Below are 22140 nucleotides of genomic sequence, written 5' to 3' on the forward strand. Positions count from 1 at the left end.
CTTTTCTATGCTGTTCCCTTTTTTTGTATTGTTAATTCTCCACCGAAGGCGGAGAATTAACAATACAAAAAAACCTCGGGTGCCGAAGGCGCCCGAGGTTTTTTTGTATGCAGGAAAATAGAACCCTGTAAGAATATTTTAAAGCAACATACCAGCAATCGTCGCAGACATATAAGACGCCAGCGTACCACACAACAGCGCTTTCAGCCCCAGCTTGGCCAGATCACTTCTTCTTTCCGGTGCCAGCTCACCGATACCACCGATCTGCATACCAACACTGCTGAAATTCGCAAAACCAGCAATGGCGATCGTCACAATAGCCAGGCCCTTAGCCGACATAACAGGAATGCTATGCGTGGTCAGACTCTTAAATGCCACAAACTCATTGATGGTCAGTTTCTGACCGAGCAGTGTAGCTACACTATTTACATCGCCGGAAGGTACACCCATAGCCCATGCCATCGGCGTGAACAGTTTACCGAAAATCCAGTCGAGGCTAAGATCAAATTTTGGATCGAACCAGTGGCCAATGTGGATCAGGCCCCAATTGATCAGCGCAATGAAAGCAATGAAACCGATCAGCATCGCAATTACGTTCATCGCAATTTTGAAACCATCACCGGCACCGTGGGAGATTGCATCGATTACATTGGTATAGTTAGATTTAACTTCCATTTTAACGCGGCCCATGGTCTGGCTTTCTTCCGTTTCAGGATAAACGATCTTGGCGATCACCAATGCTCCCGGAGCAGCCATCAGACTAGCCGTGATCAGGAAAGGAGCGATATCCATACCTGCCTGTAAGCCCATGTTTACGTATACTACCAGGATACCACCGGCAATACATGCCAGGGAACCACTCATGGAAGCCAGCAATTCGCTTTTGGTCATGGAAGAAAGGTAAGGACGAATCATTACCTGTGCTTCTACCTGGCCAACGAAGGCGCTCGCCACATTACTCAGCGCTTCGGCACCACTCACACGCATGATGTAGTTCATGGCGCGGGCAATAACCGCAACAACACGCTGCATAATCCCAAAGTGATATAATACTGCTACCAGCACACATACCAGGATGATAGTGGCGGTTACGTTGAAAGCAAAAACAAATCCTCCCTGTGCATAGTCGGCAATAGAATTGGCAGGAGGCTGGGTAACGCCTATGCCTCCATAAACGAAGGCTGCACCCTGACGCGCAAATTGTTCCAGTTTACCCATAGCAGCGCCAACTTTCTGAAAGAAAAAGGTAACTGGTGGAACTTTGAACACGAGAATACCAATAAGAATCTGCAACCCAATACCACTAAAAACTAATCTGTAATTGATCTTGCTCCTGTTGTTTGAAAATAAAAAGGCAATACCCAGAATAAGTACAATGCCTACCAAGCCCTGAAAGCGTTCCATAAATGCAAATAAATCGTAAAATGTATGCAATGAAGCGACGAAGATAAGTATTTTTTATCCTACAAATCATCCACAGATACAGTTGTTTCTTTAATTGTGCTAAAATATTCCGCTAATCAATTAAAAGTAAAGCAATTTGAAGAAAGCTGTATTTTTAACACTTGCAAAGATTTTAAGATGAATCGCAAGTACTATCTGATTTTTTCCACGTTAATGATAGCCTTCATTGCCAGCTGTCACCAAAATCATTCTACTTCCGCTACCAGTACGGAAGATACCACCGAAGCGCCTGTGCTGGATGCAAAGGCGGCGATAGGGAAAATGAAAACCGATAAGGACCTGGAAGTGCAGCTGGTAGCCGCCGAACCAATGGTGGTAGCCCCGGTGGCCATGACCTTCGATATCAGCGGCCGCATGTGGGTGGCCGAAATGATGGGCTATATGCCGGATACACTTGGTACCGGAGAAGATAAGCCAGATGGCAAAATCGTAATACTTACGGATAAGAACGGCGATGGTGTCATGGATGAACGTACCGTTTTCCTCGATTCACTGGTGCTGCCAAGAGCGCTCTGTCTTGTAGACAGCGGCATCCTCGTAGCCACACCGCCCATGCTCTGGTATTATGAAATACATGATGACAAGCCTGGTAAACGTACCCTCGTAGACGACCAATACGCCGCCGGCGGAAATGTGGAACACCAGCCCAATGGCCTTTACAGAGCCCTCGATAACTGGATTTACAGTGCGAAGTCGGACCGCCGCTACCGCAGGATCAACGGCAAATGGGTGAAAGAAATGACCCATTTCCGCGGACAATGGGGGATCTCCCAGGACGACGACGGAAGGCTCTTCTATAATAATAACTCGCAGAACCTGCTGGGCGACTACTTCGCACCGGGACTCGGTGCCAACAACCCCCACCAGCAGAAAGCGGCAGGTTTTGATGAAAAGATCGTAAAAGATAACCGTGTATACCCGATACGCCCCAACAGAGGTGTCAATAGGGGATATGTGAAAGGCGTGCTTGACAGTACTGGCAGACTGGTAGAATTTACCGCTGCCTGCGGCCCGCTGATTTACCGTGCCGGACACCTGGGACTTGAATACTATGGCAATGCCTTCGTGGCAGAACCCGCCGCTAACCTGATCAAACGTAATATATTGAAAGACAGCGGCTTGATCGTTACTGGTGAACAATCATCCCATAATAGTGAGTTCCTGGCCAGCACAGATGAACGCTTCCGCCCGGTAAACCTCTATACCGGCACCGACGGCGCCCTTTACATATTAGATATGTACCGGGGGATCATCCAGCATAAATCTTATCTCACCAGCTATCTCAAACAACAGATTGCTACCCGCAAACTGACACTACCCCTCAATTGCGGCCGTATCTACCGGGTAATAAAAAAAGGTGAACAACCGCAGAAAATGCTGATGCGCCCAACGCCCAATAAACTGGTAGCTTCCCTGCACGACAATAACGGCGTGATCCGCGACCTGGCCCAGCAGCAGCTGGTAGACAGGAACATGCAGGAAGCAGTACCTGCGCTCCGGGAAATGCTGAAAGACACCTTACAATTGCTGGGGCTACGTCATGCACTGTGGACGCTCGAAGGCCTGCATCAGCTGAAACTGGAGGATATCACCTTTCTGCTGGCCACCAACGAACCAATTTGCCATATGCAGGCAATGGCAGCGCTGCCGGCAGTGATGACTCCCGCAAACAGCAAGCAGGCAAATGCCATTATTGATAGTCTGCTGCACCAGGAAAATACAGTGGCCTATGCGGCCTGGTTGTTACCTGATGTAGCCAGGTATAATAAGTCTGCCGCAGCTACCATGGAGGATTACCTGGTAAAAACGTATGCAGGTAACCGTTATGTAGCTGCTGCTATTGTTAACAACGCCACTAACAGGGAAGCGGCTATACTCAAATCGCTGGATGCCGCAAAGGCAGATACCGCATCATTCCTGTATAAAGGCCTGAAGGCTACCCTTGAAGATATGCAGAGCGCTGCAGTGGCAAAGAAAATGGAGGCGCTCGAACTGACCTATCCTAAAGGCCATGATATCTTCACTACACTCTGCCAGACCTGCCACGGCAAAAAAGGCAATGGTATTGCTTCTATGGCGCCGCCACTGAATGAAAGCAACTGGGTAAACGGTGAAAAGGAACACCTGATCAGCATCGTGCTTTATGGACTCACAGGCCCGGTGAAAGTGCAGAACAAAATATACCAGGCACCTGAGATCAGCGGAGATATGCCAGGAATAGGTGGTACAGGAGAATATAGTAATGAAGATATTGCACAGCTGATATCCTATATCAGAAATGCATGGAAAAATAACGCAGAGAAAGTAACTGTTAATGATATTATAAAAGTGAGAGAGAAGAATAGCGGCAGACAAAAGCCATTTACTGCCGCCGAGCTAACGCAGTAAGGCTGAAAACAGTGTAATCAGAAAAAGTAAACCCCTGAAATCTCTTGTATTTATTCAATACTGCGCGAGCAGTGTTGAATAAATACAAAAGAAAAAGCCACAATATTTAATGTATTGAAATCATATTGACACGCGATTTTCGTGACGGAAATATCCCCTATCTTTGCGTCATTATATGATGAAGGTTACAAACATATTACTGCCGAAAGACCTATGTACGAACACAACGATCAGTACAGGTGGTATTATGTTGCCATTTTTATCCTGCCCCAAAGACTTCAACACATAAACCCGGACAATCAGATGAAAGCGACAGGTTGTTCGGGAAGGATCGCTACCTAAAATCAGCGTAGTAAAATCCAGGAGCAATTACCAAAACAATTTTTTTATAAAATCAATTTTATGAATCATCGGATAGCACGATGGGCGGTTTATGCTTTATGCCTCATTTTAGACATTAGTGTAGCGGTAGGAATTTACAGAGGTTACATCACAGGATGGGTCTTATTACCGGTTGCAGTAGGATTAACGGTGCTGACGTTATATGATCGTTTCCAGGGTAAGCATGCCTTGTTACGTAACTATCCGGCATTGGGAAGACTACGTTACCTGTTGGAAAATATCCGTCCTGAAATGCGTCAGTATTTCTTTGAGTCAGATACCGACGGGCGTCCTTTCAGCCGTCGTCAGCGTTCAGTAGTGTACCAGCGTGCAAAAGACGTAAAGCAGACTGTTGCTTTCGGTGCATTGGCTGATATGTACGAGCCTGGCTATGAGTGGGCTTCTCACACTGCTTTTCCAGTAAAGGTAAAACCGGAAGCACTGCGTGTAAACATTGGTAATGAGCAGTGTTCCCAACCATATAATGCAAGTTTACTCAACATCAGCGCGATGTCTTATGGTGCGCTGAGTAAAACGGCGATCCTGTCGCTCAATGGTGGTGCACAACTCGGCGAGTTTGCGCATAACACCGGCGAGGGTGGTATCAGTCCGTATCACCTGGAAAATGGTGGTGCGCTGATCTGGCAGGTAGGTACCGGTTATTTCGGTTGCCGTGATGAGCACGGAAACTTTTCTCCGGCTGAGTTTGCGGCTTCGTCTGCGGCTCCTTCTGTGAAAATGATTGAGCTGAAGCTGAGTCAGGGTGCTAAGCCTGGTAAAGGTGGGGTACTTCCTGCGGCTAAAAATACGCCTGAAATTGCGGCTATCCGTAAGGTGAAGCCAGGTGTAAGCGTATTATCTCCTGCTGCGCATACCGCGTTTAGCAATGAGTATGAAATGCTGGCATTCCTGCAGCAATTAAGAACGCTTTCCGGTGGTAAACCAGTAGGTTTTAAATTGTGTGTAGGCCGTGCAGATGAATTTGAGCGTATTTGTACCGCTATGATCAATACGAACATTTTCCCTGACTTCATCACCGTAGATGGTGCAGAAGGTGGTACGGGTGCGGCTCCGCTGGAGTTCACCGACTCCATCGGTATGCCTTTATACGATGCACTGGCGATGGTAGTGAATATGTTGAAACACTACGGTCTGAAGAAGCATATCCGTATCCTGGCGAGTGGTAAGATCATTACAGGTTTCGATATTATGAAAGTATTGGCGCTGGGTGCTGATGCGGCTTACAGTGCACGTGGTATGATGCTGGCACTGGGTTGTATCCAGGCGTTGCAGTGCGACAGCGGTAGCTGTCCGGTGGGTGTGGCTACACAGGACCCAACCCTGTACCGTGGTGTAAACGTAACAGACAAACGTGAGCGTGTTGCCAACTTCCATAGAAATACCATCTATGCACTGGCTGAACTGATGGGTGCCTGCGGCTTCACGAATGCGGAGAAGGTGGCGCCTGAAGCAATGTTCCGTCGTGTAACCAGAACGGATATCCGTTCCTATGCTGAGATCTATGGCCCACGCCTGAGCAAAACAGGTGCGCCGTTATATCCTGAGCATATTGCGCATAACTAATTAATTAGCTATAGTGTTAGCAGTCAAATATGTATCAAAAAGAGCAAAGAAAACTCCGCTTTCCAGCGGAGTTTTTTTATATCCTTTTCATAAGGTAAGCGTTTGCCCAAAAGACTTTAAGGTATGATCATTAATATGTACTTTTACCATTACTAAACAATAATATATACCCTATATCACTATGAAAAGATCCTTACTGTTGCTCACCTTTCTGGTGACAAGTGCGATGTCTGTATTTTCCCAAACGCTCGACAAAACCACCATGCATGAACTTATCGACCGATCTTTGTATATCTGGGAAACAAATAATGTAAAGGTTAGTGGGCCGATGCTTGATGCGCTTGAGAAAATGGGTTATGAAGTTAGAAAGACATATGATGCACTTCGGTTTATGAGAAAACACCCAAACAATTGTTATCGCTATATAGACGAATTGTATAAAGCCTCCGGAGGCTCCAATGTGACCTTCACAAAGCTGCTCCAATCAATGAAAGTAAGCGTTGTATCAACAGGAAAGATTGCAAATTTTGAAACAGAGAGAATAACGAAGGGTGTTGACCCTAATGCCGAAGTGGCAAATGCTCCATTATATACTGACGAAGAATTAAAAGAGGAGATGAATGCGCTGGGTAAAATACTGGACAGTCGGGAAAACCTGCTCAGCCTTACTTACAAAGCCATCAAGGACTCCCTCGATAAAAATAAGATCAGTTACAAATATTACAAAGGGGAGGGTGATCCCAAAGTATTATACAGGAGCTTGATTTCGTCTGAATGGCTTTTCGATTTTACCAATGAAAAATTGGCTGAAACAACTTTCAACATAAAAGGTAATGATTTAGAACTGCTGTTGGAATACTATAAATCAAAAGGAGCCACTGTATTAAAAGGAGAGGAGATGGTGTTTTATTTGCTAAAGTATAAGCAATATATGATCAGGCTGAACGGCTGTGGTAGTGATAATATAATGACAGTAAAACATATGCTATATAATAAAGTTTTACTGTAGGGTTTAACTGGCACTGCGTTAAATAATTTGGGCTGACTGAATATACATTTGCATCTCAGTCAGCCCAAATCTATTTAAAGTATTTTAATCTTTCGTATATGCAATCTTATCACCGTAGGCAATATGGTATTTATCTACAAACCCACCATTTACTTCCAGCACATACTGTGCTTTTTTGAAAGAAGGAAGGCTTTGTTCGGATAAAGGAGTCGCATATTTCTGAACAGATACAATTTCCATTTTATCATCTATATAAATGATATCAAGGGAGATATAAGTATTCTTCATCCAGAAAGATCTTTCTTCCATATCCGGGAAGATAAACAACATACCCTGTTCATCTGTCATTGATCTCCTGTACATCAGACCATCTTCTCTTTGCTGATCTGTCTGTGCCAGCTGGATATCAATTTTACGGATGGTATCCGCTCCGGATTTACTGACAAAGGCTAGTGTTCCCTGTTTTTTAAAGGCACTGCCATTGCTGGTTGCTATTGATTCAGCTGCTGCCGGCGCAGTCGTGGTGTCTGCTGCCTGTTGCTGGCTGGGAGACGAATTACAACTTGCGGTATATAAAGCCGCAAGCAATAGGAGTTTCAGGTGTAGTTGCATATCAGGACATTATTTCGTGAGCAGTTCCTCATCAGAGAAAGCTACATCAGTATAGTCTTTGATTTCGTTGTAAACAGTATCTCTTTCCACTGGTCTTCTGCCTGCCTGTCTGATCAGCATGGCCAGTTGTGCAGTATTCATGGAAGGGTTTTGTTCTTCCGCGCCTGCCATGGAGTAAATTTTGGTGGTATCATCGATGGTACCATCCAGGTCATTTACACCGAAGGAGAGGGTGAGCTGTGCGGTATTTCTTCCCAGCATAGGCCAGTAAGCCTTCAGGTGAGGGAAGTTATCCATGTAGAGTCTTGCGATGGCATACAGGCGTAAATCCTCCACTACAGATGTTTCCGGAATATCAGACATGTCGTTGCCCTTATTACGGAATTTCAGCGGGATGAAAGTATTGAAGCCACCGGTCTCGTCCTGCAGCTGACGCAGGCGTTCCATATGATCTACACGGTGTTCGAAGGTTTCTACATGACCATACAGCATGGTAGCGTTGGTATGCATGCCTTGCCTGTGAGCAGCGCGGTGAATGGCCAGCCATCCGTCAGCGTCTACTTTATCATGGCAGATTTTGGCGCGAACGTCCGGATGGAAGATTTCAGCACCGCCACCAGGCATGGACTGTAAACCTGCTTCGTTGAGGATACGCATCCCTTCTTCAACGGTTACTTTCGCTTTGCGGAACATGTAATCCAGTTCCACCGCGGTAAAGCCTTTGATATGCAGGTCCGGACGGTGTGCCCTGATTTTCTGTATCAGTTCCACAAAGAAATCCAGCTGCATTTTAGGGTGCACGCCACCTACAATGTGAACTTCGGTTACAGGTTGGTTATCATAACCTTTAACGATGTCCAGCATCTGGTCTATGCTCAGTTCCCAGCCTTCTTCACGGTTCTTGTAGAGGCGTGAATAGGAGCAGAAATGGCAGGTAAATACGCAGACGTTGGTAGGTTCAATATGGAAATTGCGGTTGAAGTAGGTCTTGTCGCCATGCATTCGCTCTCGTACCTTGTTGGCTAAAGCGCCTACAAATCCAATATCTCCTTTCTCGAATAAGGTCAGACCGTCTTGCGGTGTGAGCCTTTCCTGTCTTAATACTTTCTCGCCGATTGTCTTTAGCGACGGATCCAGTGCGGGATGCTGCAGCAGTGCTTCTACAGCAGGATAATCTTGTCTCATCGTCATCTTACTTTCATTAATTTAATGGTGTTGGCCCTGTTCCTGTAAATTAATTTCACAAAATAAACACCATTTGGCTCATTTACCAAATTAAAGGTCATGCGGTTGGCACTGTTGATACTTGCCTTAGGCTGACTCATGATAAACTGCCCCAAAGCATTGTAGATGGAAACCTGGAGAAGATCGTCCGGTACCTGGTAAAAAGTAACCCAAACCATGCCGTTGGTAGGGTTCGGACTCACCAGGATTCCGTATTTCTTCAGGTCTTCATTCACATCTCTGTAAACAATATTTATATTATCTAAATAAATGTTATTCTCTGAGTTTGAAATATTTCTGAAGGCTACCTGAAATTTTCCTTTACGTACGGCAGCCGTTAAATCCACCGAATCCCGGCGCCATTCCGTATTGGTAGGAACGTATTCCGTCTGGATAGCCGTAGGGTGCGTAATCAGGTTAGGTCCCCATTTGGTATAGAGTAATTGTGTGTTCTCCATACAATCTGTACTGGACAATACCTGCAGTGTATCCCAGACGTTGCCGGTAGCAGCAGGATTGGTATATACTGCTGCTGCCACGTCAAAGAAGAGGAATACGGAATCATGCCCCATGGCGTCGAGCACCGGCGAAACCAGGTCGTCCACCTGTCCGTTGACGTTATAGCCCAGGTTACGCATCAGCGCAGAGGCATTGCTGTTATGGCCGACGTCGCGGGCCCTTTCCCAGGTAAAGCTCTTATCGGGGTTACGTATAGCCCATCCCGGAGGAGGGAAGCTATCGTTTTCAAAGCCTTCGCTCAGTGGCAGCTGCACTTCCGCATCGTAATTGAATTTATTGAAGGCGGTATCATTGCTGACATTACCGTCCGGCTGTCCGTTTGGAAGCTGCGTATATGCCTTTATGTTATACAGGCCCACAGGTACCTTACTGGCAGGCAGCGTCACCGTCGTTTCCGTGAAGCTGGCGAGGTTGCCGGTCCATTTGTAAATAACCAGGCTGCCACCGGTTACCTGGTAGACGATATTGGCAGATGTGAGTGGCTGTGTGCCTTTATTGCGCAGCACCACCGTAGGGGTGATATTATTGTTACAGATCTTGCCCACCGGATTATTCACCGCCTTGATATACGTGTCGTTGGGGTATACCACCGGCGGTGTACAGCCGTCAGAAGCCATCAGACTGGTTACCACGTTTTCCAGCACATAACGCATACGTAGTACCTGTCCGGCGGTAAAAAGGTGCATACAGCCGTCATCGGAGTAGTCCATGTAATTCATGAACATGATACCCGGATAGGTGGGACTGCAGAGATCGAGTTTGGGGAAAGTAAAGCAGCCAAAGCTGTAATTTCCCTGCAAAGGAGTGTCGGCAATGCCGTCGTCGATGGAACAGTCGCCATTGTCGTCGCCCCAGATATGTTTAAGGCCGAAATAATGCCCGATTTCGTGTGTTGCAGTGCGTCCGAGGTTATAGGGTGCACGAACGTTTCCGATGGTCCCAAAAGCGGTATAAAGGATTACTACGCCTTCCTGTTCACGGGGGTACCCCATACCGGGAGGTGCGGCAACACCCAGGTAGCTGCCGGCGAGGTTGGTAACCCAGATATTGAGGTATTTAGATGGATCCCAGGCATCAGACCCGCCGGTGCTGTTATATTTTACATCGGGGGTACCGTTATAAATGGTAAAGCTCTGGCCAACAGGAGTCGTCACCCTGACAATGCCGTTGGTGGGTTCACCATCCGGATTGCGCTGTGCCAGGCAGAAATTGATATGATCGTTCCCAATGATCGGCTGCCATACAGCAGGTACCTGGCTGACATCCGGGTTGGCTGCGGTATAGTCGCGGTTAAGTACATCAATCTGTGATTGCACCTGTGCATCGGTGATGGATCCGGGATTATCCGTAACGATATGAACGACAACAGGAATGGTTACATTCTGAGGGGTTGCTTCCGTCCTGACTTTCATTTTCTGCAGTTCCTGTCCCTGCATGAGCCGGGTGTCATTCTGCTGTAAAATGGTAGCGAGGTAAGGGCGGTCCTTCACCATCTGCTGGAGGGCGTCGTTGGTACCACATTTACGCTGGGCGTGCAATTGGTTGATGGCGGCAAAGGATAGAAGAATCAGTAAAATTTTGCGCAAGGCTGAATTTTTGAATATTTAACAACTATAATGTGTAAGATACGATGAAGGTTCAAATTTTCCGGCGTCTGGTATTATTTAGTCGTTAAAATTTAGCGGGAGTTTAATGGGGGAGATGGTTAAATCGATAAATAAGGGAGATGTATCGTTGAAAAAATTACCGGATGAATGCTATTGTTGGAAGATGATCATAAAAAACGTATACCCGACTAAGTTGGGTATACGTTTTTATTGCAATTGCTTTTCACTTACTGCCAATCAGATGTGTGTCTCGATTTTTTTTTCCAGATCGGCTTTTTTAGCAATACCAACCTTCGTATAAATAACCTTGCCATTTTTGAGGATAACGGTTGTCGGGATACCGGAAATCTGGAATCTGGCAGCTACCCCTGAATGTTTATCTATATCTAATTTACCGACCTTTATCTGATTTTTGTAAGTTTCAGCAAGTTCTTCAAACATTGGACTAAGCATATGGCAGGGGCCACACCATTCGGCCATGAAATTAACAATTGTTAGTCCGTCGAAATTATAGATTTCGGTATCAAAGTTCCTGTCAGTTAATTCTACGATCATGGTTTTACAGATTTAAGTTGAATTGTTAAAAGGATTGGTTTAATTGTATTTTATCATCGTTTGTACCGTAAGCGAGGTATCATCAAAGCGCGATGAGCTGTTGATAAGCGGAATTACATTTTATTGTATTGGGGTGAGGTTGAGGGGATAATGTGATGGGGCTATGTCACCTGGTGATCAGATGAATTCCTTGATTTTCTTTTCCACTTCTGCTCTTGAAAGTAAGCCAACATCTGTGTGAATATTCTTGCCAGCCTTGAAGTACAGGAGCGACGGATAATATTTTTTGTAACGTGCAGCCGCCAGGATCTCCGTGTCCACATTTAATTTATATATATCTACTTTTTCGGCGTAATCATCTGCCACATATTCCATGATATTTTTAAGTGATTTGCATGGACCACAATATTCTAACCAGAAAATAACAATAGTGAGTTTATCGGACTTAGCGTGCAGCACTTTAGATTGGAAATCAAAATCAGATATCTCTGAAATCATATGTTATTTATTTAATGTGTTTGTAAGTGATTGCTTGGGGTTATTAAAGCGGAGTAACAATAAAGAATCACCTATTGTTTACAGGAACCAAATTTTATTTTGCAGGAGTAAGCTGGGGCATTTCTTTATAGAGATCACCATAAAAAAAGGCAGTCTCTACTTAAGTAGAGACTGCCTTTTTAAATATTTCTTTTCAGTTATCTGCTGATTAGAGGTTTGCCTGGATTTTTTTGTCCAGTACTGCTTTTGGAACAGCGCCTACCTGTTTGTCAACTACCTTACCATCTTTAATGAACAGGATGGCAGGGATGCTGGTGATACCGTAGTCGATAGAAACCTGTGGATTGTGGTCCACGTTTACTTTACCGATGTTTACTTTACCATCGTAATCTTTAGAAAGCTCTTCAATGATAGGGCTGATTGCACGGCAAGGACCACACCATTCTGCCCAGAAGTCAACAACAGTAAGTTTGTCAGAGTCCAGCACGTCAGTCTGGAAGTTTGCATCAGTGAATTCTAAAGCCATATACTACTTATTTAAATTAATTATTATAATGATTGTTTTGATTTTCTTTTTTTAATCAAGACTAACACTTATCTGCAAATCCTGATCCGAATGCAAATTACTGCATTTTTGACATAATACTTATTGATTATCTCTATGCTGTAATAGGCGACGGAGGCTGCAAATGTAGTATAAATTACATGTATAACTCGTATTGTTTTTTTATGGAAAGTGCCAAATGGCGCAAAAGTCTTGTCGCCGGTAATTTTCTATATCAATATTACAGGTATTTAAGTAGAGATTGGGGTTTTGCGGTATATATTTTTTATATAGATATGGTGGTAAATGGTTGCTTTTCAGAAAAATAGGGGAGAAAGATAAAGTCAATCCGGCAGTAAAATGATGACAGAACGTCAAGCATTGCTGCCGGAAATTATTTTACTTCCAGCTTAGATCGAAGTCACTGCGTTTTATTTTGCTCATCCGGCCATCAGGATGATGAAAAACGATGCCTTCCGTATGTTGCTCCTGCAGGAATGCTAAAATAGCGTCGTAAGTAAGCGGTGTATGGCTGATTGTTTCGTACTGCTGATCGCCATGCTTTTTCAGGATATGTGCAGTAGCAGCGTCCCGGTTGCCATTGATTTTAGGGCCGATAGCTTCGTATGTGCCGTCAATAAGCGTGGCGCCATTTTCCTGGTAGTTGGTAACAGCTTCTGCTATCCATTTATCAGGGGAAAGGCTCAGGGGCATCCATCCTGGCCAGTGGCCGGTTACAGGGTCTGCGTCGGGTTGTGCAGGTACAAAACCTTCCGGAGGTGTTTTGCCATGTTTGGCATCATAGCGTTTGTAGGTTATTCCTTGTTCTACAAATACACAGGTTCCGTCCCATTTTTTTGTTGCAATGCCTTCTCCGGCCAGTACCCATTCACAGCCTGCGGTTACCTGGCTGGTGATACCGGTAACGCGGCCTTTTTCAAATGTTCTTTCAAACAGTGTAGGGATCTTTTTCATATCAAATCATCATTTATCGAAATATGAAAATATGATTTTTCTTTAATTATATAGTTAGATGGTTATGGAGATGCTTGTCCGGTGTGGATTTTGTCGGTTTTTTTATTGTGAGAGAATTTATCATGACCCTTGAAATTGGCCATGGACGTAGGTTGTAAAAAGAAAAGCGTGCAACGGTTAATTACGTATTATCATTTACGTTAGTAACTGTTGCACGCTTTTTATTTCAGCGTATTATTGTTTTACTTCAATGAAAACGTCAATGTCTGGCTGTTTGGCAAGATAAAGCGCCAGTTCATCATTCATTTCAATATTCTTGTTGAAGGTATGCAGTTTGGCTTGCAGCTGGTCGTCGACATCGGTCAGGTGTACGTGCATGGTGCTGCTGCCCGGGTACCTGTTGACGTTATCCACGAGGAAATCTACCGTGTTGCGTGTCAGCTGTTTTGGTGTGGTCATGAGAAAAACCTGTTTGGTATGTGTTTTCTTTACTTCCTGCAGCAGCTGAATGCTGTTTACCTTGAATTCGTATTCATTATCGTTGAAACGTTTGGACTTGAAGCCACCGTTGAGGAAGAGGCATAGTCCGGGTTTCAGGTAAGGCGCAAAGCGGATGAAGTCTTCGCTCCACAGTGCGAATTCAAATTTTCCGGTATAGTCTTCAATCGCCATGACCCCGAACTGGCGGTTATTGCGGGAGATACGTTCCTGTGCGCTGGTAACGAATACCGGCAGGCGGAAGTTCTTTTCCCGGGCGCGTCCGCCGGTAGAACCAGGTGTACTGATTTCGGCCTGGTATTCTACGAGGTCCTGAACGGTATTCATCTGGTAATACTTCATTTCGAAGCGGTAGTCGTCCAGCGGGTGACCGGAGATATAGATACCGGTGACTTCGCGCTCATTGTTCAGTTTCATGATGAGCGGCCACTGGTCGCAGGCAGGGATTTTAGGTGGTTCGATGGCAGGCATTTCATCAGCGCCAAAGAGGCTGCCCATGTTGGAGGAGCCGGCGCTCACCTGCTGACCGAATTTCACGATACGATCGATGCCCGTTAACGGGTCGTTTTCCGGTTTATTGAAATATTGTGCGCGGTGCAGTTCAGGGAAGCAGTCGAAAGCGCCGGACATAGCCAGGGCCTCGAGTGATTTCTTGTTCACTGCACGTTGGTTGACACGTTTGATAAAATCGAAGATAGAGGTGAAGTTGCTTTCTTTTTTTCTTTCTTCCAGCAGGCTCTCCACGGCTGCTTCACCTACACCTTTCAGGCCACCGAGGCCGAAACGAATCTGGCCCTGTTTGTTTACAGCAAAGCCTTTGAATGATTCGTTCACATCCGGCTGTAATACGTCGATGCCCATGCGTTTACACTCTTCCATGAAGAAGGTAATTTTCTCAATATTGCTGGCGCAGTTCAGTACGGCGGCCATATATTCGGCAGGGTAGTGGGCTTTCAGGTAGGCTGTCTGATAGGCTACGAAAGCATAGCAGGTAGCGTGGGATTTGTTGAACGCATAGGATGCAAATGCTTCCCAGTCTGTCCATACTTTATCACAGATTTTCAGGTCGTGGCCATTTTTGGCGCAACCATCCATAAACTGTGATTTCATTTTATCCAGAACGGCTTTTTGTTTTTTACCCATCGCCTTACGGAGTACGTCGGCATCTCCTTTGGAGAAGCCGGCCAGTTTCTGGCTGAGCAACATTACCTGCTCCTGGTATACCGTAATACCGTAGGTATCGTTGAGGTAATCCTCCATTTCCGCGAGGTCATAGGTGGTAGGTTCCAGTCCATGTTTACGACGGATAAAGGCAGGGATATACTCCAGCGGGCCGGGGCGGTACAAGGCGTTCATGGCGATCAGATCGTCGAACCTATCCGGTTTGAGTTCGCGCAGGTACTTTTGCATACCGGCAGACTCGAACTGGAAGGTGGCGTTGGTTTCGCCTTTCTGGTAGAGTTCGTATGTTTTGGCGTCGTCCAGCGGGATGTAGTCTATATCGATTTCCACGCCGTGGTTCTGTTTGATCAGTTCCAGGGCGCCTTTGATAATGGTCAGGGTTTTGAGCCCCAGGAAGTCCATTTTGATAACGCCGGCGGATTCGATGATGCTACCTTCAAACTGGGTGACGAGGAGGTCGGAGTCTTTGGCAGTAGATACAGGGATCAGGTCGTAGAGGTCTTGCGGCGCGATGATGATACCGGCGGCATGTATACCGGTATTACGTACGGAACCTTCCAGTACGCAGGCTTCGCGGAGTACTTCACCCTGGAGGTCTTCACCCTTGATCAGTTCACGTAATTTCTTAATATTTTCTATATCTTCTCCTGCGAGGCCTTCTTTATCGGCGAGGCTTTTATCTCCTTCGAGGGGAGCGTTGAAGATACGGTCCAGCTGGATACCGGGTTTTTCCGGAACCAGTTTGGCGAGGGCGTTGGAGTCGGGCAGTGGGAGGTCCATTACACGGGCAACGTCTTTGATACTCATTTTGGCTGCCATGGTACCATAGGTGATGATTTGTGCTACCTGGTTACGGCCATATTTCTGTACTACGTAATCGATTACTTTCTGGCGGCCTTCATCATCGAAGTCCGTATCAATATCGGGCATGCTCTTACGTTCCGGGTTAAGGAAACGCTCAAACAGGAGGTTATATTTAATCGGGTCGATGTTGGTGATACCTACGCAGTAGGCTACGGCAGAACCGGCTGCAGATCCACGGCCGGGGCCGATGAATACGCCAAGGTCGCGGCCAGCCTTGATGAAGTCGGCCACGATGAGGAAGTAACCTGCAAAGCCCATGTTTTCAATTACCTGCAGTTCGAAATTGATACGTTCTTCAATTTCGGCGGTCATTTCGCTATATCGGCTGCGTGCGCCTTCGTAGGTAAGGTGACGCAGGTATTGGTCCTGTGTAAAGAATTCTTTAGGGATCGGGAAGTTAGGCAGCAGGATATCGCGTTTGAGGTCCAGCAGCTGAACCTTGTCAACGATTTCATTGGTATTGTCGATGGCCTGCGGCAGGTCATGGAACAATGCCGACATTTCTTCCGTTGTTTTGAAATAGAACTGGTCGTTATAGAATGCGAAGCGTCTGTTTTTCACGGACACGTCGTCATCGGCAAACTCCTTCATGGTGGGCGTCGCTTTTTTCTCGCCGGTGTTGATACAGAGGAGGATGTCGTGTGCGTTGGCATCGGCCTGGTCCACGTAATGGGAGTCGTTGGAGGCGATGATCTTCACATTGTATTTATTGGCAAACTTCAGCAGTACTGCGTTTACCTGTTCCTGTTCAGGGATGCCGTGGCGTTGCATTTCCACGTAAAAATCTTCGCCGAAGATATCGAGCCACCATTTAAATTCCTTTTCACCTTCTTCTTCGCCTTTGCGGAGGATGGTTTTGGGAACGGAGGCGCCGAGGCAGCAGGTGGTGGCGATCAGCCCTTTATGGTATTGGAGGATCAGTTCTTTGTCGATACGGGGATATTTCCCGTAGAGGCCTTCCATATAGCCCAGGGAGCAGAGTTTGATGAGGTTGCGGTAACCTTCATCATCTTTTGCCAGCAGTACCTGGTGGTAGCGGATATCTTTTTCTTCGCGGGTAAACGCGCGTTTATGCCTGTTTTCCACCAGATAAAACTCACAACCCACAATAGGTTTTACTTTCAGGCGTTTATCCTTTGGATCGGCGGGGTTTAATTTATTATTGTAAGCTTCCGCCACAAACTGGAACACACCAAACATGTTTCCGTGGTCCGTAATGGCCAGCGCAGGCTGATTGGAGGCCATCGCCTTTTTGTAGAGCGATTTAATATCCGCGGCGCCATCCAGTAAGGAGAATTGCGTGTGTACGTGTAAGTGGGAGAAATTCATCTTGCTATTCCTTTTTCGTCAGCGACAAAAGTCGCAAAAAAATACAGGCTAAAAAAATGGGATTTCTCACAACAATATCAAATATAGATTTTGATTTTTTGGCAGAGATAGATTATAACTATTTTAATTTCAGACACTAAAGCATGGTTTTTCGAAAATCTTAAATATTTTAGCAAAAATTTATAACCAGTCCAAGAAGGAAGTATGAATAGCGTAAAGCGGAATCTAATTGTGAAATTATCGGTATGTGCACTGTCACTAAGTTCCTGTTCGACGCTTCAGAAGAGTACCACCAAAACGTCTTCCAGAGCGGCTGCCACTACGGCGAGCAACAATGAGCCGGGGCAGCGGGTACGTTTTATTGAAGGAATCAGTACAAGGCCCACTCCAAAAGTTACCTCCAGTCAATCTTCCAAAATGCCTGCTATCAGCAGGAATGTTACCATGGCCAGCGCCAATCTTGAAAATGCCGCTACCTGGCAATTCAAGTATGCACAGTTGCTGGACGTTCCGGTAGAATCGGTGCTAAACCAGCGCCTGTTCAGCTTCCTGGAAGAATGGATGGGAACTCCCTATCGTATGGGAGGCAAAACAAAAGATGGTATCGACTGTTCAGGATTTGTGAATCTCCTCATGAATACCGTGTTTCAGCTGAACCTGATCGGTAACTCTGTTGCATTATACAGTCAGGTTACCCGTCTTTCCAAAACACAACTCCACGAAGGAGACCTCGTGTTTTTTAAAATACATCACAAGCGTATCTCCCATGTAGGCATCTACCTGGAAAATGATAAATTCGTACATGCCTCTACTTCCAATGGTGTCATGATCAGTGATCTGAAAGAGGCCTACTGGAAAAAATATTATGCCGGCGGAGGCAGACTATAACTTACGATCAGCCTGTGGCATCCGGACAATGAACATGCCGCAGGCTGTACTTCCCTTATAACCCGCACCCAGCGCCACAAACGGCCTTGATATTTGTTTAATTGTCCGTTTTGTGCTACTTTCACTGCTTTGATATTTTAGATTTTCTGCATGGAACTGGCGCCAATAGTATTATTTGTTTATAATCGTCCCGAACTGACTCTCAGTACTTTAGAGCATCTGAGTCGCAACGCAGCAGCTGCAGACAGCACGCTGTATGTCTTTTGTGATGGCCCGAAAGCGGGCGTATCACCGGAGCAGCAGGCCCTGGTGGCTGAAACCCGTCGGATCGTGCGTAGTCAGCAGTGGTGTAAAGAAGTGATCATAGAAGAATCGGCCCAGAACAAAGGCCTGGCCAATTCCATCATTTACGGCGTTACCAAAATTGTGAACGAGTACGGTAAAATCATCGTGCTGGAAGATGACCTGGTAGTAGCGCCACATTTCCTTGAATATGTAAACGAAGCCCTGGTGAAATACGAGCATGACGAAAAAATGCTTGCAGTTCACGGGTATATATATCCGATTGCCATTCCGGAAGAACTGAAGGACGATACCTTTGCCATTCATGATCCGGGATGCTGGGGTTGGGGTACCTGGGCCCGTGCCTGGCGCAAGTTTGAGCCAGACTCTGCCAAACTCATCCAGCAAATCCAGGAAAGAGGGTTGCGCAAACCATTTGATTTCTGGGGCGGATATCCTTTCTTCAGAATGTTGCACCAGCAACAGCAGGGCAAGGTAAGCTCCTGGGCCATCCGATGGAGAGCCGCCGCTTACCTGCACGACATGCTCACCCTGTACCCCGTTAAATCACTCGTACGGCATGACGGTAACGTGCCCAGTGCCACGCACCACTATACCGTACACGACTATACCTATACAGAACTCTGGCCAGGAACCATTCCCGTAAAGGATATTCCGGTTGTGAACAACCTGGATATTGAAAAGCGCTTCGGGGTTTTTCTGCGTAAAAATGCCGGAATGACCATCAGGGAAAAAGTTAGAGATAAGCTCATAAAAATCTGGCGCAAAATTGCAGGCAATGCTTAAAAAATTACTCAAAAAATTCAGACGGGAAGTTGTAGCTCCTGCGAACTGGGAAAACCTGCGCAGTGTAAAACCGCTCTCCACCAAATTCGGATTTGACCGTGGTACCCCCGTCGACCGTTACTATATTGAAAGCTTCCTGCAACAAAACATTGCAGCTATTCACGGCCATGTACTGGAGATCGCGGAAAGTTCCTACTCCAAACAATTTGGTCAGCATGTTACCAAATTTGAAGTACTGCATACCAAACAGGATAGCCATGTAACAATCGTAGGCGACCTGACAGACATTGCTTCCTTACCGGAAAACCAGATCGATAGCTTCATCTGCACACAAACTTTCAATTTCATATACGATTATAAAGCGGCCATCCAGGGCGCATACTACCTGCTGAAGCCTGGAGGCACACTGCTGGCAACACTGGCAGGCGTTTCTCAGATATCGGCCTATGATATGCAGCGCTGGGGCGACTACTGGCGTTTTACGACAAAATCTGCACAGCAGGTATTTGATGAGGTATTTGGAGAAGGAAATGTTACCGTAAAAGCCTATGGCAACGTATTGGCTGCCACCGCACTTTTTCATGGAATCTCCGCGGAAGAAGTAACAAAAGAGGAACTGGATTTTAATGATCCGGTATATCCTGTTATTATCAGCGTCATTGCAACGAAGAATACGAATGGGAAAGCTTAGTGATGTGATATTCTCTGCAACGAATTTCGTTGCAAATAAAATACAGCAACCGGCTGTCATCCTGCTGTACCACAGGGTTACAGACCTTGCCGCCGATCCGCAGGACCTGGCAGTGAGTCCGGCAAATTTTGATGCACAGCTGCAACACCTCAAGGCAGCGTACAATGTTCTGGATGCAGATCAGTTTCTCTATCATGTTAAAGAGAAAAAGAAATTCCCGGAAAGGTCCGTATTTATTACGTTTGATGATGGCTACGCAGATAACTACCTGGAAGCAACGCCATTACTGGAAAAACATGCAGCACCCGCCTTGTTTTACATTACCACTTCCAAACTCAATACCACACTGGAACAATGGTGGGATGACCTGGAAAGGGTTTTGCTGACCGGAAGATCACTGCCGGCGAACTTAAATATTACCATCAATGGTGGTGCCCATCAGTTCAATACGGCATCTTCCCAACATATAACCGATACTTACTACGCTTTACAAGGTATCCTGCGATTCTGTGCACCGGATGTAATAGATCATGCCATGCAGGACCTGTACACCTGGGCGCAATGCGGTCCGGAAGGCAGGCCCACTCACCGCATGATGACATTCGATGAGCTGAAAGCCATGGCGAAAAATCCGTATGTACATATTGGTTGTCATACGCACCGGCACCCGGCAGTTGGCATGCTTCCTTTTCAGCAGCAGCTGGAAGAGATCGGCCAGAGCAAGGAAATCCTGGAGACATTATTACAGCAGCCAATGAAGCATTTTTCCTATCCATTCGGCAGCAGGAAGTTTCTCGGTACTAAAAGGTATTACAATGCCGACAGTATCAGGGCCTGCAAGGAGCTTGGACTGGAAATGGTATGTGCCAATTACTATGGTCAGGTGCATTCCTGGAGCAATCCATATGCGCTGCCAAGGATATTGGTAAGGGATTGGTCGCTGGATGTTTTCAAAACCAACATGGAACGCTTTTTTAAAATGTAACCGGTGAAAGTACTCTATATAAACAGGTATGAAAATAGTGGCGGTGCAGCCATAGCAGGGCAAAGGATTGCCACTGCACTGGAACGTTACTATCATACCGACAACCATTTTATTGCAGGCACCCATCAAACCAATGCAGCCAATGTAACGGTTACGCGGAAAGGGCCTGTCATTAATTTTATAGAGAGAGGATGGAATGTTGCCAGTAACCTGATGGGGATGCAATACCTCTGGTTTCCATTTTCATCAGCGGTAATAATGGATACGGTAAAGCAGTTCAAGCCGGATATTATCAGTTTGCATAACATCCATGGTGGATACTTTGATGCAGCATTGCTGCCAAAGTTATCCGCATACGCGCCTATTGTATGGACGCTGCATGATATGTGGGCCATTACCGCCAATGCGGCGCATACCTTTGGTGATACTTCCTGGCAGGAAGGATTGCCAGCCGAAGATGAGTACAAGCGTTCTCCATCTACAGGCATTGATACCGGGGTTTATCTTATCAATAGAAAAAAACGGCTGTATGCGGCCAGCGATCTTTACATTGTATCACCGGCGCAATGGTTGTACAATATGACGAAAGTGAGTCCTTTGCTAAAGGATAAACCGCAATATCATATACCGAATCCGTTGGATACGGATATATATACACCTAAAGATAAACAGGCTTCCAGGGCTGCTTTGGGCCTGACAGAAAATATTCCGGCTATCAGCTTTGTGTCTGAAAGGCTCTTCAACAGCGAGTTTAAGGGAGGCAAGGAATTATTGCAGGTGTTATCATTGCTCGATGAACAGCTTACCAGCGACGTTTACCTGCTGATGATTGGCCGTGATACATTACCTGTAACCTATAAACATCTGAAACCCGTGTATACCGGCTATGTGCAAGGTATGGAACGAATGATGCAGTGCTATGGTGCCAGCGATATTTTCATTTATCCAACCAAGGCAGATACATTACCCAATGTACTGATCGAAGCCGGCAGCTGTGCCACTACCTGTGTTACCTTTGATGTGGGCGGATGCGCGGAGATCGTGAAAGACGGGCATACCGGCTATGTGGTAGCACCGGGCGACTATCAGCAATTTGCGCAGCGGGTGCTGGGGTTATTGCAAGACAATAACAGCAACCGGCAGTTTGGTGAAAATGCAAGAAATTATATCATTCAACATTTCGGGATGAAAACCGTAGCGGAACAGTATTACAAAGTATTTTCCGACGTACGGCGACATCCATAAAATATTAAA

17 protein-coding genes are annotated in these 22140 nt (G+C 46.0%); 8 read left to right on the plus strand and 9 right to left on the minus strand.

The window, feature by feature from the left end; translation table 11 throughout:
* Positions 1 to 138 precede the first annotated feature (138 nt).
* Positions 139 to 1404, minus strand: coding sequence for a NupC/NupG family nucleoside CNT transporter (locus F3J22_RS17455; RefSeq protein WP_167019231.1), 1266 nt, complete (start codon positions 1402 to 1404; stop codon positions 139 to 141).
* A 177-nt stretch (positions 1405 to 1581) separates the two neighbouring features.
* Between F3J22_RS17455 and F3J22_RS17460 the strand changes: the two genes are divergently transcribed.
* From F3J22_RS17460 to F3J22_RS17470, 3 genes are all read left to right on the plus strand, one after another.
* The gene (locus F3J22_RS17460; protein ID WP_167019232.1) at positions 1582 to 3852 is read left to right on the plus strand and encodes a c-type cytochrome; all 2271 of its coding nucleotides are present in this window, start codon (positions 1582 to 1584) and stop codon (positions 3850 to 3852) included.
* Between the two features lie 402 nt (positions 3853 to 4254).
* Positions 4255 to 5817: an FMN-binding glutamate synthase family protein gene (locus F3J22_RS17465; RefSeq protein ID WP_167019233.1), complete on the plus strand. Its 1563-nt coding sequence runs from the start codon at positions 4255 to 4257 to the stop codon at positions 5815 to 5817.
* A 181-nt stretch (positions 5818 to 5998) separates the two neighbouring features.
* Positions 5999 to 6826 (plus strand): hypothetical protein, encoded by an 828-nt coding sequence (locus tag F3J22_RS17470; protein ID WP_167019234.1) that lies wholly within the window; start codon positions 5999 to 6001, stop codon positions 6824 to 6826.
* Between the two features lie 84 nt (positions 6827 to 6910).
* Here F3J22_RS17470 and F3J22_RS17475 read toward each other — a convergent pair whose 3' ends face one another.
* The 8 genes from F3J22_RS17475 to dnaE form a co-directional block, all read right to left on the minus strand.
* Positions 6911 to 7438, minus strand: a complete 528-nt coding sequence (locus tag F3J22_RS17475; RefSeq protein WP_167019235.1) for a DUF192 domain-containing protein — start codon at positions 7436 to 7438, stop codon at positions 6911 to 6913.
* A 9-nt stretch (positions 7439 to 7447) separates the two neighbouring features.
* Complete coding sequence (gene mqnE, locus F3J22_RS17480; protein ID WP_167019236.1) at positions 7448 to 8629, minus strand: aminofutalosine synthase MqnE; 1182 nt, start codon at positions 8627 to 8629, stop codon at positions 7448 to 7450.
* Positions 8626 to 10767, minus strand: coding sequence for a M43 family zinc metalloprotease (locus tag F3J22_RS17485; RefSeq protein WP_167019237.1), 2142 nt, complete (start codon positions 10765 to 10767; stop codon positions 8626 to 8628). Before F3J22_RS17485 ends, mqnE begins: the two co-directional genes overlap by 4 nt.
* Positions 10768 to 11025: 258 nt before the next feature.
* A complete protein-coding gene (gene trxA / locus F3J22_RS17490; RefSeq protein ID WP_167019238.1) occupies positions 11026 to 11343 on the minus strand; it encodes a thioredoxin in 318 nt (105 codons plus the stop codon).
* A gap of 177 nt (positions 11344 to 11520) precedes the next feature.
* Positions 11521 to 11841, minus strand: coding sequence for a co-chaperone YbbN (locus F3J22_RS17495; protein WP_167019239.1), 321 nt, complete (start codon positions 11839 to 11841; stop codon positions 11521 to 11523).
* 208 nt (positions 11842 to 12049) lie between these two features.
* The gene (trxA, locus tag F3J22_RS17500) at positions 12050 to 12367 is read right to left on the minus strand and encodes a thioredoxin (protein ID WP_167019240.1); all 318 of its coding nucleotides are present in this window, start codon (positions 12365 to 12367) and stop codon (positions 12050 to 12052) included.
* Between the two features lie 417 nt (positions 12368 to 12784).
* On the minus strand, positions 12785 to 13360 hold the full coding sequence (locus F3J22_RS17505; protein ID WP_167019241.1) for a hypothetical protein: 576 nt from the start codon (positions 13358 to 13360) through the stop codon (positions 12785 to 12787).
* Between the two features lie 234 nt (positions 13361 to 13594).
* Positions 13595 to 17233: a DNA polymerase III subunit alpha gene (gene dnaE, locus F3J22_RS17510; protein WP_167019242.1), complete on the minus strand. Its 3639-nt coding sequence runs from the start codon at positions 17231 to 17233 to the stop codon at positions 13595 to 13597.
* Positions 17234 to 17464: 231 nt separating this feature from the next.
* Between dnaE and F3J22_RS30870 the strand changes: the two genes are divergently transcribed.
* From F3J22_RS30870 to F3J22_RS30875, 5 genes are all read left to right on the plus strand, one after another.
* Entirely contained in the window at positions 17465 to 18121 is a 657-nt protein-coding gene (locus F3J22_RS30870) for a C40 family peptidase (protein WP_167019243.1), read from the plus strand.
* Positions 18122 to 18271: 150 nt separating this feature from the next.
* Entirely contained in the window at positions 18272 to 19210 is a 939-nt protein-coding gene (locus tag F3J22_RS17520; RefSeq protein ID WP_167019244.1) for a glycosyltransferase, read from the plus strand.
* Positions 19203 to 19901: a methyltransferase domain-containing protein gene (locus F3J22_RS17525; RefSeq protein WP_167019245.1), complete on the plus strand. Its 699-nt coding sequence runs from the start codon at positions 19203 to 19205 to the stop codon at positions 19899 to 19901. Before F3J22_RS17520 ends, F3J22_RS17525 begins: the two co-directional genes overlap by 8 nt.
* A complete protein-coding gene (locus F3J22_RS17530) occupies positions 19888 to 20886 on the plus strand; it encodes a polysaccharide deacetylase family protein (RefSeq protein ID WP_167019246.1) in 999 nt (332 codons plus the stop codon). The genes F3J22_RS17525 and F3J22_RS17530 overlap by 14 nt, the downstream gene beginning before the upstream one ends.
* A 3-nt stretch (positions 20887 to 20889) precedes the next feature.
* Positions 20890 to 22131, plus strand: coding sequence for a glycosyltransferase (locus F3J22_RS30875; RefSeq protein WP_167019247.1), 1242 nt, complete (start codon positions 20890 to 20892; stop codon positions 22129 to 22131).
* Positions 22132 to 22140: the final 9 nt, after the last annotated feature.

It is taken from the genome of Chitinophaga sp. Cy-1792, from assembly GCF_011752935.1.
GTDB lineage: Bacteria > Bacteroidota > Bacteroidia > Chitinophagales > Chitinophagaceae > Chitinophaga.

Bases quoted from the DNA above. Each gene is read 5' to 3' on its own strand.
- F3J22_RS17460 (WP_167019232.1), top strand. From the start codon at position 1,582: ATGAATCGCAAGTACTATCTGATTTTTTCCACGTTAATGATAGCCTTC.
- F3J22_RS17470 (WP_167019234.1), top strand. From the start codon at position 5,999: ATGAAAAGATCCTTACTGTTGCTCACCTTTCTGGTGACAAGTGCGATG.
- dnaE (WP_167019242.1), bottom strand. From the start codon at position 17,233: ATGAATTTCTCCCACTTACACGTACACACGCAATTCTCCTTACTGGAT.
- F3J22_RS17495 (WP_167019239.1), bottom strand. From the start codon at position 11,841: ATGATTTCAGAGATATCTGATTTTGATTTCCAATCTAAAGTGCTGCAC.
- F3J22_RS17520 (WP_167019244.1), top strand. From the start codon at position 18,272: ATGGAACTGGCGCCAATAGTATTATTTGTTTATAATCGTCCCGAACTG.
- trxA (WP_167019240.1), bottom strand. From the start codon at position 12,367: ATGGCTTTAGAATTCACTGATGCAAACTTCCAGACTGACGTGCTGGAC.
- F3J22_RS17530 (WP_167019246.1), top strand. From the start codon at position 19,888: ATGGGAAAGCTTAGTGATGTGATATTCTCTGCAACGAATTTCGTTGCA.
- F3J22_RS17455 (WP_167019231.1), bottom strand. From the start codon at position 1,404: ATGGAACGCTTTCAGGGCTTGGTAGGCATTGTACTTATTCTGGGTATT.
- trxA (WP_167019238.1), bottom strand. From the start codon at position 11,343: ATGATCGTAGAATTAACTGACAGGAACTTTGATACCGAAATCTATAAT.
- F3J22_RS17465 (WP_167019233.1), top strand. From the start codon at position 4,255: ATGAATCATCGGATAGCACGATGGGCGGTTTATGCTTTATGCCTCATT.
- F3J22_RS17475 (WP_167019235.1), bottom strand. From the start codon at position 7,438: ATGCAACTACACCTGAAACTCCTATTGCTTGCGGCTTTATATACCGCA.
- F3J22_RS17505 (WP_167019241.1), bottom strand. From the start codon at position 13,360: ATGAAAAAGATCCCTACACTGTTTGAAAGAACATTTGAAAAAGGCCGC.
- mqnE (WP_167019236.1), bottom strand. From the start codon at position 8,629: ATGACGATGAGACAAGATTATCCTGCTGTAGAAGCACTGCTGCAGCAT.
- F3J22_RS17525 (WP_167019245.1), top strand. From the start codon at position 19,203: ATGCTTAAAAAATTACTCAAAAAATTCAGACGGGAAGTTGTAGCTCCT.